The 13,174-nt window shown below is 72.1% G+C and carries 12 protein-coding genes; 8 read left to right on the top strand and 4 right to left on the bottom strand.

From position 1 onward, the window contains the following. Window positions 1–191 precede the first annotated feature (191 nt). Window positions 192–1,472, bottom strand: a complete 1,281-nt coding sequence (locus ACFYTT_RS17995; RefSeq protein WP_357210569.1) for an ATP-grasp domain-containing protein — start codon at window positions 1,470–1,472, stop codon at window positions 192–194. A gap of 102 nt (window positions 1,473–1,574) precedes the next feature. Beyond that, on the bottom strand, window positions 1,575–2,048 hold the full coding sequence (locus ACFYTT_RS17990; protein WP_131052713.1) for a (deoxy)nucleoside triphosphate pyrophosphohydrolase: 474 nt from the start codon (window positions 2,046–2,048) through the stop codon (window positions 1,575–1,577). A gap of 182 nt (window positions 2,049–2,230) precedes the next feature. Between ACFYTT_RS17990 and ACFYTT_RS17985 the strand changes: the two genes are divergently transcribed. From ACFYTT_RS17985 to ACFYTT_RS17970, 4 genes are all read left to right on the top strand, one after another. Then, window positions 2,231–2,554 carry a 4a-hydroxytetrahydrobiopterin dehydratase gene (locus tag ACFYTT_RS17985; protein ID WP_176095181.1) on the top strand — a complete coding sequence of 108 codons (324 nt, stop codon included), beginning with the start codon at window positions 2,231–2,233 and terminating at the stop codon, window positions 2,552–2,554. 76 nt (window positions 2,555–2,630) lie between these two features. Next, window positions 2,631–2,993 (top strand): PH domain-containing protein, encoded by a 363-nt coding sequence (locus ACFYTT_RS17980; RefSeq protein WP_117226445.1) that lies wholly within the window; start codon window positions 2,631–2,633, stop codon window positions 2,991–2,993. Window positions 2,994–3,219: 226 nt separating this feature from the next. Beyond that, window positions 3,220–3,957: a class I SAM-dependent DNA methyltransferase gene (locus ACFYTT_RS17975; RefSeq protein WP_387260430.1), complete on the top strand. Its 738-nt coding sequence runs from the start codon at window positions 3,220–3,222 to the stop codon at window positions 3,955–3,957. 288 nt (window positions 3,958–4,245) lie between these two features. Beyond that, on the top strand, window positions 4,246–4,968 hold the full coding sequence (locus ACFYTT_RS17970; protein WP_131052717.1) for a vancomycin high temperature exclusion protein: 723 nt from the start codon (window positions 4,246–4,248) through the stop codon (window positions 4,966–4,968). 240 nt (window positions 4,969–5,208) lie between these two features. Here ACFYTT_RS17970 and ychF read toward each other — a convergent pair whose 3' ends face one another. Both ychF and ACFYTT_RS17960 read right to left on the bottom strand, forming a co-directional pair. Next, the gene (ychF, locus tag ACFYTT_RS17965) at window positions 5,209–6,294 is read right to left on the bottom strand and encodes a redox-regulated ATPase YchF (protein ID WP_131052720.1); all 1,086 of its coding nucleotides are present in this window, start codon (window positions 6,292–6,294) and stop codon (window positions 5,209–5,211) included. A gap of 47 nt (window positions 6,295–6,341) precedes the next feature. Continuing rightward, complete coding sequence (locus ACFYTT_RS17960) at window positions 6,342–6,827, bottom strand: hypothetical protein (RefSeq protein ID WP_176095184.1); 486 nt, start codon at window positions 6,825–6,827, stop codon at window positions 6,342–6,344. A 219-nt stretch (window positions 6,828–7,046) separates the two neighbouring features. On the opposite strand from ACFYTT_RS17960, the gene ACFYTT_RS17955 reads away from it, so the two are divergent. From ACFYTT_RS17955 to ACFYTT_RS17940, 4 genes are all read left to right on the top strand, one after another. After that, entirely contained in the window at window positions 7,047–8,531 is a 1,485-nt protein-coding gene (locus ACFYTT_RS17955) for an AlkA N-terminal domain-containing protein (RefSeq protein WP_387260426.1), read from the top strand. After that, on the top strand, window positions 8,528–9,082 hold the full coding sequence (locus ACFYTT_RS17950) for a methylated-DNA--[protein]-cysteine S-methyltransferase (protein WP_176095186.1): 555 nt from the start codon (window positions 8,528–8,530) through the stop codon (window positions 9,080–9,082). Before ACFYTT_RS17955 ends, ACFYTT_RS17950 begins: the two co-directional genes overlap by 4 nt. Before the next feature lie 240 nt (window positions 9,083–9,322). Then, window positions 9,323–11,227, top strand: a complete 1,905-nt coding sequence (locus tag ACFYTT_RS17945) for an ABC transporter ATP-binding protein (protein WP_176095187.1) — start codon at window positions 9,323–9,325, stop codon at window positions 11,225–11,227. Next, complete coding sequence (locus ACFYTT_RS17940; RefSeq protein WP_387260422.1) at window positions 11,224–13,170, top strand: ABC transporter ATP-binding protein; 1,947 nt, start codon at window positions 11,224–11,226, stop codon at window positions 13,168–13,170. The genes ACFYTT_RS17945 and ACFYTT_RS17940 overlap by 4 nt, the downstream gene beginning before the upstream one ends. The last annotated feature ends 4 nt before the right edge of the window (window positions 13,171–13,174 follow it).

The raw sequence follows: 13,174 nt of genomic DNA, 5'->3' as shown, positions 1-13,174 counted from the left end.
GCGCCGTGGGGCGCCGCGGTCCCCTCCCCGGGCCCCCCGCACCCCCACACGGCGGCGCACCGGGCGCCGCACTACCCCACCCCCCCCCCCCGGTTGGGGGGGGGGGGCGGGGCCCCCCCCCCCGCCCCCCCGCTTCGTTCCCGCGCCATGGCCATGCGATCTCCGCCTCGACGGCCGTGGTCGCCGTCGGCTCAGATCGCGTGTTCGGCACCGACCTCGGCCGGCACCCGCTTCGCTATCCGCAGGTTCAGCTTCCACGCGGCCCGCTGGGCAAGACCGACCGCCTCCTCGGCGCTGGCGGCGCTGGCCCGCACCTGCGCGACCCGGGAACCCGAGTCGGAGAGCAGCTCCACCGGGGCACCGACCTGGACCAGTGCGGTGACCTCGACCGACGGACCCAGGGCCTGGGCGTCCTCGACACCGTCCAACCCGGCAAAGATCCCCGCCTCCGGCGCGGTCACGAACCAGATCGCCTCGCTGGTGCCGCTCGGCTCGGCGTTGCGCAGCCGCTCCTGGACCGGCTCGCCGAGCACCAGGTCGATCGAGGCCGCCGACATGTCCACCCCGCTGACGATCGACGCCATCCGCCCGATGTCGTCACCACCGAGACGGGCGTTGACCTCCACGATCCGGGGTCCGTCCGAGGTCAGGACGACCTCGGTGTGGGCGGGACCGTCGGTGAACCCGAGGGCGTCGAGCATCCTGACGACGTACGCGCGCACCACCTCGGCCTCCGCGTCGGGGATCTGCGCCGGCACCACGTGCCCGAGTTCGACGAACGTCTCCGGGTGGGAGAACTTCTGGGTGATCGCGAGCACCGAGGTGACTCCGTGCTGACTGATCGACTCGACGCTGAACTGCGGCCCGGACAGGAAGGGCTCGACGATCACGCGGCGGTTGGCGCGGTCGGGATCGATCGGTGACTCCTGGTCGGACGCCCGTCGTAGCGCCGCGGCCAGGTCACTGCCCCGGGTCACCTTCGACACGCCCAGGCTTCCGCAACCGGCGGCCGGCTTCACGATCCAGGCGGCCTCCGGGTGCCCCGCGCCGACGATAGCGGTCAACTCGGCGAGGCTCTCGACGGTGCGGGCCCGGACGTTCTCGACGCCGGCCTCGGCCAGGTGGGTCCGCATCGACTCCTTGTCCACGATGCGCCGGACCACCGAGAGCGGCGGCACGCCGGGCAGGTCGAGTGCCGTGGCGATGCGCGCCGCCAGCACGGTGAGCGGCTCACCCAGGCAGGCGACGGCGTCGAACGGGTCGACCGCGTGGATGGACCGGACCATCTCGACGACCAGGTCGTCGGGCTCGTCACCCTGGATCGCGAGTACGCGCGCGTGGTGTCCGAGACTGCCGAACCAGGTCAGGAGTTCGCGGGAGGTGACGAAGGTGGTGCGGGTCTGCGGGCGGTGCGCCAGGAACGCGCCGTTGCCGCCACCCACCAGGAGGACATGAGAGGGCCGTCCGCTCATCAATGCTCCGTATGCTCTCGGCTACCGGGAGTCACAGTCTCCGCACTGGCACCGTTCGGCACCATCGTCTGACCATCGGTAACACCTGACGCGTACGGCGGGTTACCTCTCGGATGCCGGCCCGTCGGGCGGGGCGTCGGCGGATCCGAGCAGCGGACGGAGGGCGGCGACGATGGGGGCGTCGGCGGGCAGCCAGGTGACGGTGTCCAGCTCGGCGGCGGAGAGCCAGCGCATCCCCGAGTGCTCCAACGCCTGCGGTCGGTCACCGTGCAGCAGGCGGGCCGCGTACACCTTGAGCACCGAGCGGCCGTGTGCCATCCGGACGCTGCGGCCGACCCGGTCGCCGACCTCGACGCGTACGCCGAGCTCCTCGGCGCACTCCCGGGCCAACGCCGCCGTCTCGCTCTCCCCCGGCTCCACCTTCCCGCCAGGGAATTCCCACATGCCGGCGACCTCGGGTGGGGCCGATCGGGCACAGGCCAGCACTCGCCCGTCCTCGATGATGGCCGCCCCGACGATCACCTTCGGGTCCCTGCGGGCAACCTGCCCGCCACCATTAGCCCGTTCGGTCCGCACGGGCGTCCAGCGTGCCAGATCAATCGGCGGTTTGGGTAGCCTGGTCGACCGTCAGGGCAGGAATCCCAAGAAGTGTGGGCGTGGACACACCATCCGAGTGACGTAAGACTAGAGGCACCGACAAGACACGGGGCGGCGACGATTTGGCCACAAGCCGGCAACGAAGCCTGGGAGGTGCGGTGATGCGTGCGCTGTTCGGCGGTCGAGCAAAGCACGACTACCTCAGCGACGCCCTCACCCTACTCAACGGGTGGACGCGCGAGGGCGACCAGATTCGGCGCACTCTGGTCATAGACGACACGCAGCACGCGGCCCTGACCGAACGGGTCAAGGTGGTCGCTGACGCGCTGCACCTACGTCCGGAGATAAGCCGGCGGGCCGACCACACCCAGATCCGGGTCGGGCACCACGACGAGCCCCTCACCGAGGGTGAGGTCCTGCTGGCCGCCCGGATCGAGGACGCCTACCGCGCGGTGGCGGAGCCGGGCGAGGACCGCCTGAGCTGACGCCGCGACCACCCACGCCCCGACGGACTGACCTGGCGGATCTTGTGGTTGGCGTCGGCCACCTACCGTGGAGTACATGACGAACGCGACGTACGACCGCAAGGAGCAGTTCCAGCAGATCCAGAGTGGCCTGCTCGACGGGGAACAGATCATCGCCGTCTACGACGCCGTCGGCACCGGCACCGGGTTCATCGGGCTGACCGACCGGCGCGTGATCATCCAGGACCGTTCGTTCATCGGCAAGAAGTACGCGATCACCAGCATCCCGTACTCGAAGATCACCAGCGTGAGCGTGGTCAGCAACAAATCCTGGGGCGGCTCGTTCTTCTCCACCGGCGCCATCGCCATCCACGTCGGCACGCACACCTACGAGGTGGAGTTCCGGGGCGACCAGAAGAGCCACCACGTGCACAACGTGATCCTGCACTACATCAGCTGACGACGGCCGACGCGGCACCCACGCGCCGGAAAACGGGTTGCCCGCCGCCATCGAGCCCGCTTGGCTGGTCCTCAGCCGATCGAAGGGAGCGACCGACATGAGGTACGCCACGACGCACGTCCAGCGACCCACAGTCACCGACTCCGTCGAAACGAGGCTTCGTGAGTACGTGGTTTCCCACGATCGAGGCGCCGCACGGCGCCACTAGCACCACCGGAGGCCGCTGATGTCGGTCTTCGACGACCCGGGGCACTTCGGCCGGTTCTGGGCCGACACCTACGACCTGCCCGGTGGACTGCCCGACCCGATGCCGGCTGCGGCGTTCCTCGCCGACCTGGCCGGTGACGGTCGGGCGCTGGAACTCGCCATCGGCACCGGCCGGGTGGCCCTCCCGCTCGCCGCGCACGGCTGCGCCGTCGAGGGGGTGGAGGGGTCGCCCGAGATGGTCGCGAAACTGCGCGACAAGCCGGGCGGCGCCGACGTCCCCGTCGCCATCGGCGACATGGCGGACGTACCCGGGGTCACCGGGCCGTACCGACTGGTGTTCCTGGTCTTCAACACGCTGTTCAACCTGACCCGCGCGGAACGGCAGGCGGACTGCTTCCGCAACGTCGCGCGGGTGCTGGAACCGGGCGGGACGTTCGTCATCGAGACGTACGTGCCCGACCCGGCGGGCATCGACCGGGACGAGCAGGTCCAGCCCTGGGAGGTGACCGAGGACTCGGTCGCCATCCGAGTACACCGGTACGACCGTGCGGCGCAGACGTTCCTGCGGCAGACCGTCACCTTCGACGGCACCGGAGTACACCTGCACCCGTTCGCCATGCGGTACATGTGGCCGGAGCAGATCGACGAGATGGCGGCCCAGGCCGGCTTCCACCTCGCCGAACGGTACGCCGACTGGGACCGCTCGGCGTTCGGGGCGGACAGCACCTCGCACGTCTCCGTCTACCGGCTCGGCTGACAACCGGTGCGGGCACGGGACGGCCGTCGTGCCGCTTCGTGCCCGCACCACCCACCGGTCCGGACGGGTACGTCGGGCCCGGAAGCTCGCCCCCTGCTGCCCCTGTCGAGCTGAACCGTTCAGCGCATCACCCAGGCCGGCGGCTCGCACCGAGTGGGCCGATCGGTGATCCGTTCGCGCCATCAGCTCGACAGCGTCCATATCCCTATACCGACGCCACCCTCTGCACCAGCCATCCACATGCCGGCGCGGGGAGTGGCCTCGCCACGGGCTGGGATAATCGATCACATGCCGATCCGTACCGCCGTGTCAGCCGGACTGCGCCGGGTCAGGGAGAACGGCCGGGGCCGCTGGCTGCGCCGGGCGGTGCTCGCCGGCACGGCCGGCGTGGTGCTGGTCACGACCGGAGCCTGGGCCAGCATCGGTTGGATCCGTTCCGGCGCCGACGGGCACACGTACACCGCCGAGGCGGTGCCCGAGGCCCCCGTCGCCCTGGTGCTGGGCACCCGGGTCCAGCCGGACGGCACCCCGTCGCCGTTCCTCAGTGCCCGCCTGGAGATCGCCCGCGAGTTGTACGCCACCGGCAAGGTGCGGGCGATCCTCGTCTCCGGCGACAACATGCGCCACGACTACAACGAACCCGAGGCGATGCAACGTTGGCTGGTCGACCGGGGCGTACCCGCCGACAAGGTGGTGCTCGACTACGCCGGATTCGACACGTACGACTCCTGCGCCCGCGCCAAGCGGGTCTTCGGCGTGGAGCGCGCGACCGTGGTCACCCAGTCGTTCCACCTGGACCGGGCCGTCACGGTCTGCCGTCACCTCGGCGTCGACGCCAACGGTGTGGGCGACGAGACGATGCGGGAGCTGAACAACCGGACCTGGCGGATCAGCTCGACCCGCGAGTACGGCGCGGGTCTGAAGGCGGCGGTGGACGTCCTCTCCGGCCGTGACCCGGTGCACCTGGGCGAGCGCGAGACCGCCCTCGACGACGCGCTGCGCGCCGGCTGACACGCCGCCGCACCGGCGCCTCAGGTGATCGGTGTGCTGCCGTGCGTAGGAGAGCGCCACCTCGAAGCTGAGCGTGGCAGTGTGGCTGTCCGACACGCCGGGTCGGGAGTAGCTGCACTGCCACGATCCGGATCGCCCCAGCCTCGATCCAGCCGGGAAAGTCGTCCCAGTGCCAACGCACAGCCACCGCCCTCAGCTTCACCATGGAGCGAAGCCCAGGTGGCAGACGTCGGACCAGGATCAGACGTTGAAGCGGAACTCCACCACGTCGCCGTCCTGCATCACGTACTCCTTGCCCTCGATGCGGACCTTGCCCGCCGACTTCGCCGCCGCCATCGAACCGGCCGCGACCAGATCGGTGTAGGAGACCACCTCGGCCTTGATGAAGCCGCGCTGGAAGTCGGAGTGGATCACCCCGGCGGCCTCCGGCGCGGTCGCGCCGACCGCGACCGTCCAGGCCCGTGCCTCCTTGGGGCCGGCGGTGAGGTACGTCTGGAGACCGAGCGTGCGGAAACCGACGCGGACCAGCTGGTCCAGCCCCGGCTCCGACTGGCCGATCGACTCCAGCAGCTCGCGGGCCTCCTCCTCGGGCAGGTCCACCAGCTCCGACTCGATCTTGGCGTCCATGAAGACCGCCTCGGCCGGGGCGACCAGCGCCCGCAACTCGTCGAGGAACTCGGCGTTGTTGAGCTCGGCCTCGTCGACGTTGAAGACGTAGAGGAACGGCTTGGTGGTGAGCAGGTGCAGCTCCCGCAGGTGCTCCAGCTCGATCTTGGCTGCCGCCGCGCCCGCGTACAGGGTGGTGCCGCCGTCCAGGACCTCGACGGCCTGCTTGGCGGCGGTCACCGCGGCGGCCCGGTCCTTGCGGAGCTTGGCCTCCTTCTCCAACCGGGGCAGCGCCTTCTCCAGGGTCTGCAGGTCGGCGAGGATCAGCTCGGTGTTGATCGTCTCGATGTCGTCGGCCGGGGAGACCTTGCCGTCGACGTGCACCACGTTCGGGTCGGAGAAGGCCCGCACCACCTGACAGATCGCCGAGGCGTCGCGGATGTTGGCGAGGAAGGCGTTGCCCCGCCCCTGTCCCTTGGAGGCGCCCCGGACCAGGCCGGCGATGTCGACGAACGACACCGGCGCGGGAAGCACCTTCTGCGAGTCGAATATCTCGGCGAGCTTGACCAGCCGCTCGTCCGGCAGCCCGACCACGCCGACGTTGGGCTCGATCGTCGCGAACGGGTAGTTCGCGGCGAGCACGTCGTTCTTGGTCAGCGCGTTGAACAGGGTGCTCTTGCCGACGTTGGGCAGGCCGACGATGCCGATGGTAAGACTCACGACGAGCCAGCTTACGCCGTTACCCGCCGACCACGGTCAGCGGTGGGTCAGCTTCGCCGGCTCGGGCCCGCCTGCCGGGGCACCAGCGTGTCGACCCGCAGCGAACCCGGGGCCAGCTCGGCCGCAGCGGCCAGCGGCAGCGTGAACCGGGCGTCCGCGGTCGGGTCGGCACCGTGCGACTCGCCGAGCATCCAGTGCACCTCGTCGGCCGTCCAGCCCAACGTCGACCGGGTGGCGATCTCCCGGAGCAGTCGCAGTGCGGCGCGGGTGTCGTCGTCGTAGAAGCGCATGCACCAGTGGTGCACCCACATGCCCAGGGCCCGTACGCCGTCGTGGTCCAGCGACCGCAGCAGGCGCCCGCAGGCGGTGTCGCCGAAGGCGCGCCCCGGGTCGTCGGCACGGTCCCGCTCGATGGCGCCGACCGCCGCCGGGGCGACGACGCGCATCCGCTCGTAGAAGCGTTGGACGACAGCCTCGTCCAGCGGGGGGTGTCCCTGCCTCGACGCCGATGCCCGACCCGCCACGCTCGCCATCACCGCGCCCCTTCTTGAGTTGGTGGCCGCACGCTACCGACCACAACCGACACTTTCCCCTCACCCGGCACTCCCCCTCCCCACTTCCCGCAGCTCGCACCGGGGGCAGATGTAAGGAAGGGACCCTTCCTATACACGAGGCGTTAGTAGGGGACCCCTCCTTGCACCGGGTCCGAATTCCGCCAGCCGGAGGTCGGCGGGAGGCGCATCATCGGTGACGTGGATCTGGACTTCGAGCGGTGCTACCGGGCTGTCGACAGCCGCGACCAGCGGTTCGACGGCTGGTTCTACACCGGCGTGACCTCGACCGGGATCTACTGCCGGCCGTCCTGTCCGGCGGTGACCCCGAAGCGGCGCAACGTCCGGTTCTTCCCGTCCTCGGCGGCGGCCCAGCGGGCCGGACTGCGTGCCTGCCGACGGTGCCGGCCGGACGCCTCCCCCGGCTCGCCCGAGTGGGACGTCCGTGCCGACGTGGTGGGCCGGGCGATGCGGTTGATCGCCGACGGCGTGGTGGACCGCGACGGCGTGCCGGGGCTGGCGTCCCGGCTCGGGTACACCGAACGGCACCTGCACCGGATGCTCCGGGCGGAACTCGGCGCGGGGCCGCTGGCGCTGGCCCGGGCGCAACGGGCCCAGACCGCCCGAACGCTGATCGAGACCACCGGACTGGGCCTGGCCGAGATCGCCTTCGCCGCCGGTTTCGGCAGCGTCCGGCAGTTCAACGACACCGTCCGCGAGGTCTTCGGCGTACCCCCGTCCCAGTTGCGCAGTGTCCGCAGGTCCGACGCGGGCGGTGCGGGGACGGTCACCGTGCGGTTGGCGTACCGTCCGCCGCTGCACGCCGCCGCACTGCTCGACTTCCTTGCCCAACGGACGCTGCCCGGGGTGGACGAGGTGCGCGACGGGGCGTACCGCCGGGGGTTGCGGCTGCCCCACGGCCCCGGCGAGGCCGTGTTGACCCCTGCGGACGGGTACGTCGTGGCCACGCTGCGACTGACCGATCTGCGGGATCTCGCCCCGGCGGTGGCCCGGTGCCGGCATTTGTTCGACCTCGACGCCGACCCGGTCGCGGTCGACCAGACCCTGGGTGCCGATCCGGCGCTGGCCGGCGCGGTGGCTACCGAGCCCGGCATCCGTGTCCCGCACGCGGTGGACGGCTTCGAGACGGTCGTCCGGGCGATCGCCACCCAGCAGGTCTCGCTCGCCTCGGCCCGCACCACGCTCACCCGGCTGCTCGCCGCGATCTCCGACGCCCCACCCGACGGCCCAGCCGGCGCGGGCGACGGCGATCCCGCCGTCGAGCGCCTGCGGGAGCGGCAGGGCTGGCTGCGCGGGTTCCCGACGGCGGAGGAGATCCTGCGGGTGCCCGACGCGGGTTTCCGGATGCCGGTGGGCCGGCGCGAGACGATCCGGCGGGTGGCCCGGGCGGTCGTCGACGGCGGACTCGACCTGGCACCCGGCGGCGACCGGCAGGAGACCGCACGGCGGTTGACCGCGACGTCGGGCATCGGCCCGTGGACGGCGGGCTACCTGGCGATGCGCGCGCTCGGCGACCCGGACGCGTTCCTTCCCACCGACCTGGCGGTCCGCCGGGGAGCTGCCGCCCTCGGCCTGCCCGACGACCCGACGGCCCTCGACGCGTACGCCACCGCGTGGCGCCCCTGGCGCTCGTACGCGGTGATCCGACTCTGGAGAGCAGCATGAACCCGACCTTGGAGAAGAGTGTGAACCCCACCTCGCAGAGCCCGGCCGACCCGACCGTCGACTACGCCACCGTGAACACTCCGGCCGGTCCGCTCACCATCCTCACCGGTCCGGACGGCGCGGTACGGTCCGCCGGTTTCACCGCCGACCCGGCACTCCTGCTGCCGCTGATCCATCCGCGCCTGCGGGGCACCCTTCGGCAGCATCGGGACCTCGGCCCGGTCACCGACGCCGTCACCCGGTACCTCGACGGTGACCTGACCGCGATCGACGCGGTGCCGGTCGAGCAGTACACCGACGGGGTGTTCCTGGCCCACGCCTGGCAGGTGCTGCGGGAGGTGAAGCCGGGTGAGCCGGTCACCTACACCGCGTACGCGGGACTGGCCGGACGCCCGGCCGCGATCCGCGCCGCCGCAGCGGCCTGTGCCCGTAATGCCGCTGCCCTCTTCGTCCCGTGTCACCGGGTGCTGCGCACCGACGGGACGCTGGGCGGATACCGCTGGGGACTGCCGGTGAAGGAGTGGCTGCTCGCGCACGAGGGAGGCCGTTGAGGCGCGGGCCCGACCCGCTTCGCCGCGAGCCGCGCCAGTGCTGACGGCCGGCTGGCGGAAGGGGGCCCGGGCGGCGGAACAGCAGGCGGTGGTTCTCGATGACCGCGATCGCCCCATCCTGACAGCCGGAGTGGCTGCCCGCAGCCCCGGACGCTCCCCTGTGGACAACCGTCCGACAGGGCAACATAGCTGACAACAAACCGACACCGGTGACCCGGCGTTTGCCGCTACCGTCGGGTAGTGGCTGCGGGGAGCGACGGCGGCCCGACCGACCGGGGCGAGGTCGGACGACATCCGCTGCGGAACCTGTGGCGGCTGCGCCGCTACCTGCGCCCACACGCCACCGAGTTCGCCTGGCTGATGCTGGCCGGGCTCGCCGCCACCGGCGCGGGCATCGCCGTGCCACTGGTGGCGCAACGGGTGGTCGACGGTCCGGTGGCCGCGCAGGATCTGCCAGGGCTGCTCAGGCTCGGCGCGCTCGCGCTGGCGCTCGGGCTGGCCGAAGCCGTGCTGATCTTCATTCGACGGTGGGTGCAGTCGTCGTCCTCGGTGGCGATGGAGGCGACCATCCGCGCCGACGTCTACGCCCATCTGCAACGACTACCGGCCAGCTTCCACGACCGGTGGCCGTCCGGTCAGCTGCTGTCCCGGATCACCAGCGACCTGTCCGTGCTGCGCCGGTTCCTCTCCTTCGGGCTGTTCTTCCTCATCCTCAACCTGGTCACCTACCTGGTCGTCGTGGTGCTGCTGATCCGGCTGCACCCGGTCCTGGGGTTGCTGGTGGCGGCCAGCGCGGTGCCGCTGTTCCTGATCGCCCGCCGCTTCGGCCGGCACTACCACACCGCGTCCCGACGGATGCAGGACCAGCAGGGCGACGTCGCCACGCTGGTCGAGGAGACCGCGCAGGGGCTGCGGACCATGAAGGCGTACGGGCGGGGACCGCAGTTGGCGGCCCGGTTCGCGGGTGGCACCCGGGCGTTGCACGACACCGGGGTGGGCAAGGGGCGGCTGCTCGCCCGTACCTCCGCCCTGCTCGACCTGGTGCCCAACCTGACGCTCGGCGTGGTGCTGGTGGCGGGCGCGGCGGCCGTCGCCACCGGCCGGCTCACCATCGGTCAGCTCGTCGCGTTCGTCAGCCTCCAGCTCATGCTGATCTGGCCGGTGCAGTCGCTGGGTTGGATCATCGCCAACGGGCAGGAGGCGGCCACCGCCGCCGACCGCATCCAGGAGGTGTTGGACACCGCACCGGGCATCGTCGACGCGCCGGGTGCGGTGGCTCTCTCCGGTCCGGCGGTACGCGGGCGGCTGCGCTTCGAGGCAGTGACGTTCCGCTACCCGGGCAGCACCGCCGCCGTGCTGCGCGGCATCGACCTGACCGTGGAGCCGGGCGAGACGCTCGCCGTGGTCGGTGCCACCGGCAGCGGCAAGAGCACACTGCTGTCGCTGGTGCCCCGACTGCACGACGCGACGGGCGGCCGGATCACGCTGGACGGGCACGACCTGCGGGACCTGGGGCTGGCCTCGTTGCGTGGGCTGGTCGGGATGGCCTTCGAGGAGCCGACGCTCTTCTCCATGTCGGTCTGGGAGAACCTCACCCTGGGTCGGCCCGACGCCGGGGAGGACGAGGTCCGGGCGGCACTCACGCTGGCCCAGGCCGAGTTCGCGTACGACCTGCCGTGGGGTCTGCGGACCCGGCTCGGTGAGCAGGGGCTCTCCCTCTCCGGCGGCCAGCGGCAGCGGTTGGCGCTGGCCCGGGCGGTGCTCGTCCGGCCCGCCGTGCTCGTCCTCGACGATCCGCTCTCCGCGCTCGACGTGCACACAGAGGCGCTTGTCGAGTCGGCGCTGAAGCGGGTGCTGCGCGACACCACCGCGCTCCTGGTGGTGCACCGGCCGTCCACGATCGCCCTCGCCGACCGGGTCGCGTTGCTGGAGCAGGGCCGGATCACCGCGATCGGTCCGCACGCCGAACTGCTGGCCACGGTGCCGGCGTACCGGGCGGTGCTCTCGGCCGAACCGACCGAACGGGTCGCTCCGGCTGGACCGGCTGCTCCGGTCTCCCCGGCCGGGCCGGACGAACCGGTCGCACCGCCGCCCCGGGCGTCCGCCGACCCGGCACCCGACGGCTCACCGCTGGTGCGCTCATGACCGGCGCCGCCGGACCCGAACCGGCCGCCCCCGCACCGACGGCCGCCGATCCCGCGCTGTCCGGCCCGACGATCGCCGCACCGAAGACCTCCCGCCCGACGGTCGCCGACCCGACGCACTGGCGCGGCATCGCCCCCGACCCGCACGCCGACCGCAGCCTCGCCGAGGACACCAGCCCGGAGGCGGTGGCCCGGTTGCGCGCCCGCAGCCGGGCGCTGCTGGCCGACGTGCTGCGCCCGCACCGCGCCCGGCTGGGCGCCGCGGTGGCGCTGCTGCTGACCCAGAACGCCGCCGCCATGTCCGGGCCGTACCTGGTGATGCTCGGCATCGACCGGGCCATCGACCCGCTGCGCGAGGGCCGGCCCGGTCCGCTGGTCGCGGTCGCGGTGGCCTTCGCCGCCGCGGCCGGCATCGAGTACGCGGCCCGGCGCGCCTTCCTCGCCCTCTCCGCCCGGATCGGCCAGGCCGTCCTGCTCGACCTGCGCCAGCGGGTGTACGCGCACTTCCTGCGCCTGCCGGTGGCCTTCCACGAGCGGTACACCTCGGGCCGGATGATCTCGCGCCTGACCAGCGACATCGACTCGATCGCCGAGTTGGTCGACGGAGGCGTGGAGAGCCTGGTCATGGCGGCTCTGACGATCGTGTCGGTGGCCGGCATCCTGCTCTGGCTGGACCTGCCGCTGGCGGCGGTGACCCTGCTCGCCTTCCCGCTGCTGTTCTGGTTGTCCCGCTGGTTCGCCCGCGCCTCGGCCGCCGCGTACCGCCGGACCCGAGAGGCGATGGCGCTGGTCATCGTGCACTTCGTGGAGTCGATGCGCGGCATCCGGGCGGTGCAGGCGTACCGCCGGCAGGAGCGCAACCAGCAGATCTTCGCCTCGGTCAACGACGACTACCGGCACAGCAGCCGGCACGCCTTCCGCCTGATCGCGACGTACTCCCCGGGAATCAAGCTGATCGGCAACGTCACCGTGGCGGTGGTGCTCTGCTACGGCGGCGCGCGGGTGCTGGGTGGCGAGACCGGCGTGGGCGTACTCGCCGCCTTCCTGCTCTATCTGCGCCGGTTCTTCGAGCCGATGCAGGAGCTGAGCCAGTTCTACAACTCGCTCCAGTCGGCCACGGCCGCGTTGGAGAAGCTCGCCGGGGTGCTCGACGAGCGTCCGGAGGTCGCCGAGCCCGCGCAGCCGGTGCCGCTGCCGCGCGGGCCGACCCGGGGCGCGGTGGAGTTCCGGGACGTGTCGTTCGGCTACCACACCGGGCGGGCGATCCTGACCGGCCTGGACCTCGACATTCCCGCCGGGCAGACGGTGGCGCTGATCGGGCCGACCGGCGCCGGCAAGTCCACCGTCGCCAAGCTGCTGGCCCGGTTCCACGATCCGACCGGCGGCACGGTCAGCCTCGACGGCGTGGACCTGCGCCAGGTGGCCGACACCGAGTTGCGCCGGACGATGGTGCTGGTCACCCAGGAGACCCACCTGTTCGGTGGCACGGTCGCGGAGAACATCCGGTTCGGTCGGCCGGACGCCGACGACGCCGCCGTCGAGGCCGCCGCGCGGGCGATCGGCGCGCACGACTTCATCGCCGCGCTGCCCGGCGGGTACGCCACCGAGGTGCACCGGCGTGGCGGCCGGCTCTCCGCCGGGCAGCGGCAGTTGGTCGCGTTCGCGCGGGCCTTCCTGGCCGATCCGGCGGTGCTGATCCTGGACGAGGCCACCTCGTCGCTGGACGTCCCGACCGAACGTCTGGTGCAGCACGCGCTCGGCACCATCCTGCGGGACCGGACCGCAGTGGTGATCGCGCACCGGCTCTCCACGGTGGAGACCGCCGACCGGGTGCTGGTCCTCGACGGCGGCCGGATCGTCGAGGACGGCCCCCCGGCCCGACTGGTCACCGAGGGAGGCCGGTACGCCGCGCTGCACCGCCAGTGGCGCGACTCGCTGCTGTAGAAAT

The organism is Micromonospora sp. NPDC003816 (assembly GCF_042874705.1).
GTDB lineage: Bacteria > Actinomycetota > Actinomycetes > Mycobacteriales > Micromonosporaceae > Micromonospora.
The sequence above is the reverse complement of the archived record's forward strand: the minus strand, read 5'-3'. Positions and strand labels throughout refer to the sequence as shown.

What these genes read in the sequence shown, in the direction of transcription:
- ACFYTT_RS17980 (WP_117226445.1), top strand. Translation starts at nt 2,631, where the DNA reads ATGACGAACGCGACGTACGACCGCAAGGAGCAGTTCCAGCAGATCCAG.
- ACFYTT_RS17975 (WP_387260430.1), top strand. Translation starts at nt 3,220, where the DNA reads ATGTCGGTCTTCGACGACCCGGGGCACTTCGGCCGGTTCTGGGCCGAC.
- ACFYTT_RS17985 (WP_176095181.1), top strand. Translation starts at nt 2,231, where the DNA reads ATGCGTGCGCTGTTCGGCGGTCGAGCAAAGCACGACTACCTCAGCGAC.
- ACFYTT_RS17950 (WP_176095186.1), top strand. Translation starts at nt 8,528, where the DNA reads ATGAACCCGACCTTGGAGAAGAGTGTGAACCCCACCTCGCAGAGCCCG.
- ACFYTT_RS17970 (WP_131052717.1), top strand. Translation starts at nt 4,246, where the DNA reads ATGCCGATCCGTACCGCCGTGTCAGCCGGACTGCGCCGGGTCAGGGAG.
- ACFYTT_RS17940 (WP_387260422.1), top strand. Translation starts at nt 11,224, where the DNA reads ATGACCGGCGCCGCCGGACCCGAACCGGCCGCCCCCGCACCGACGGCC.
- ACFYTT_RS17995 (WP_357210569.1), bottom strand. Translation starts at nt 1,472, where the DNA reads ATGAGCGGACGGCCCTCTCATGTCCTCCTGGTGGGTGGCGGCAACGGC.
- ACFYTT_RS17960 (WP_176095184.1), bottom strand. Translation starts at nt 6,827, where the DNA reads ATGGCGAGCGTGGCGGGTCGGGCATCGGCGTCGAGGCAGGGACACCCC.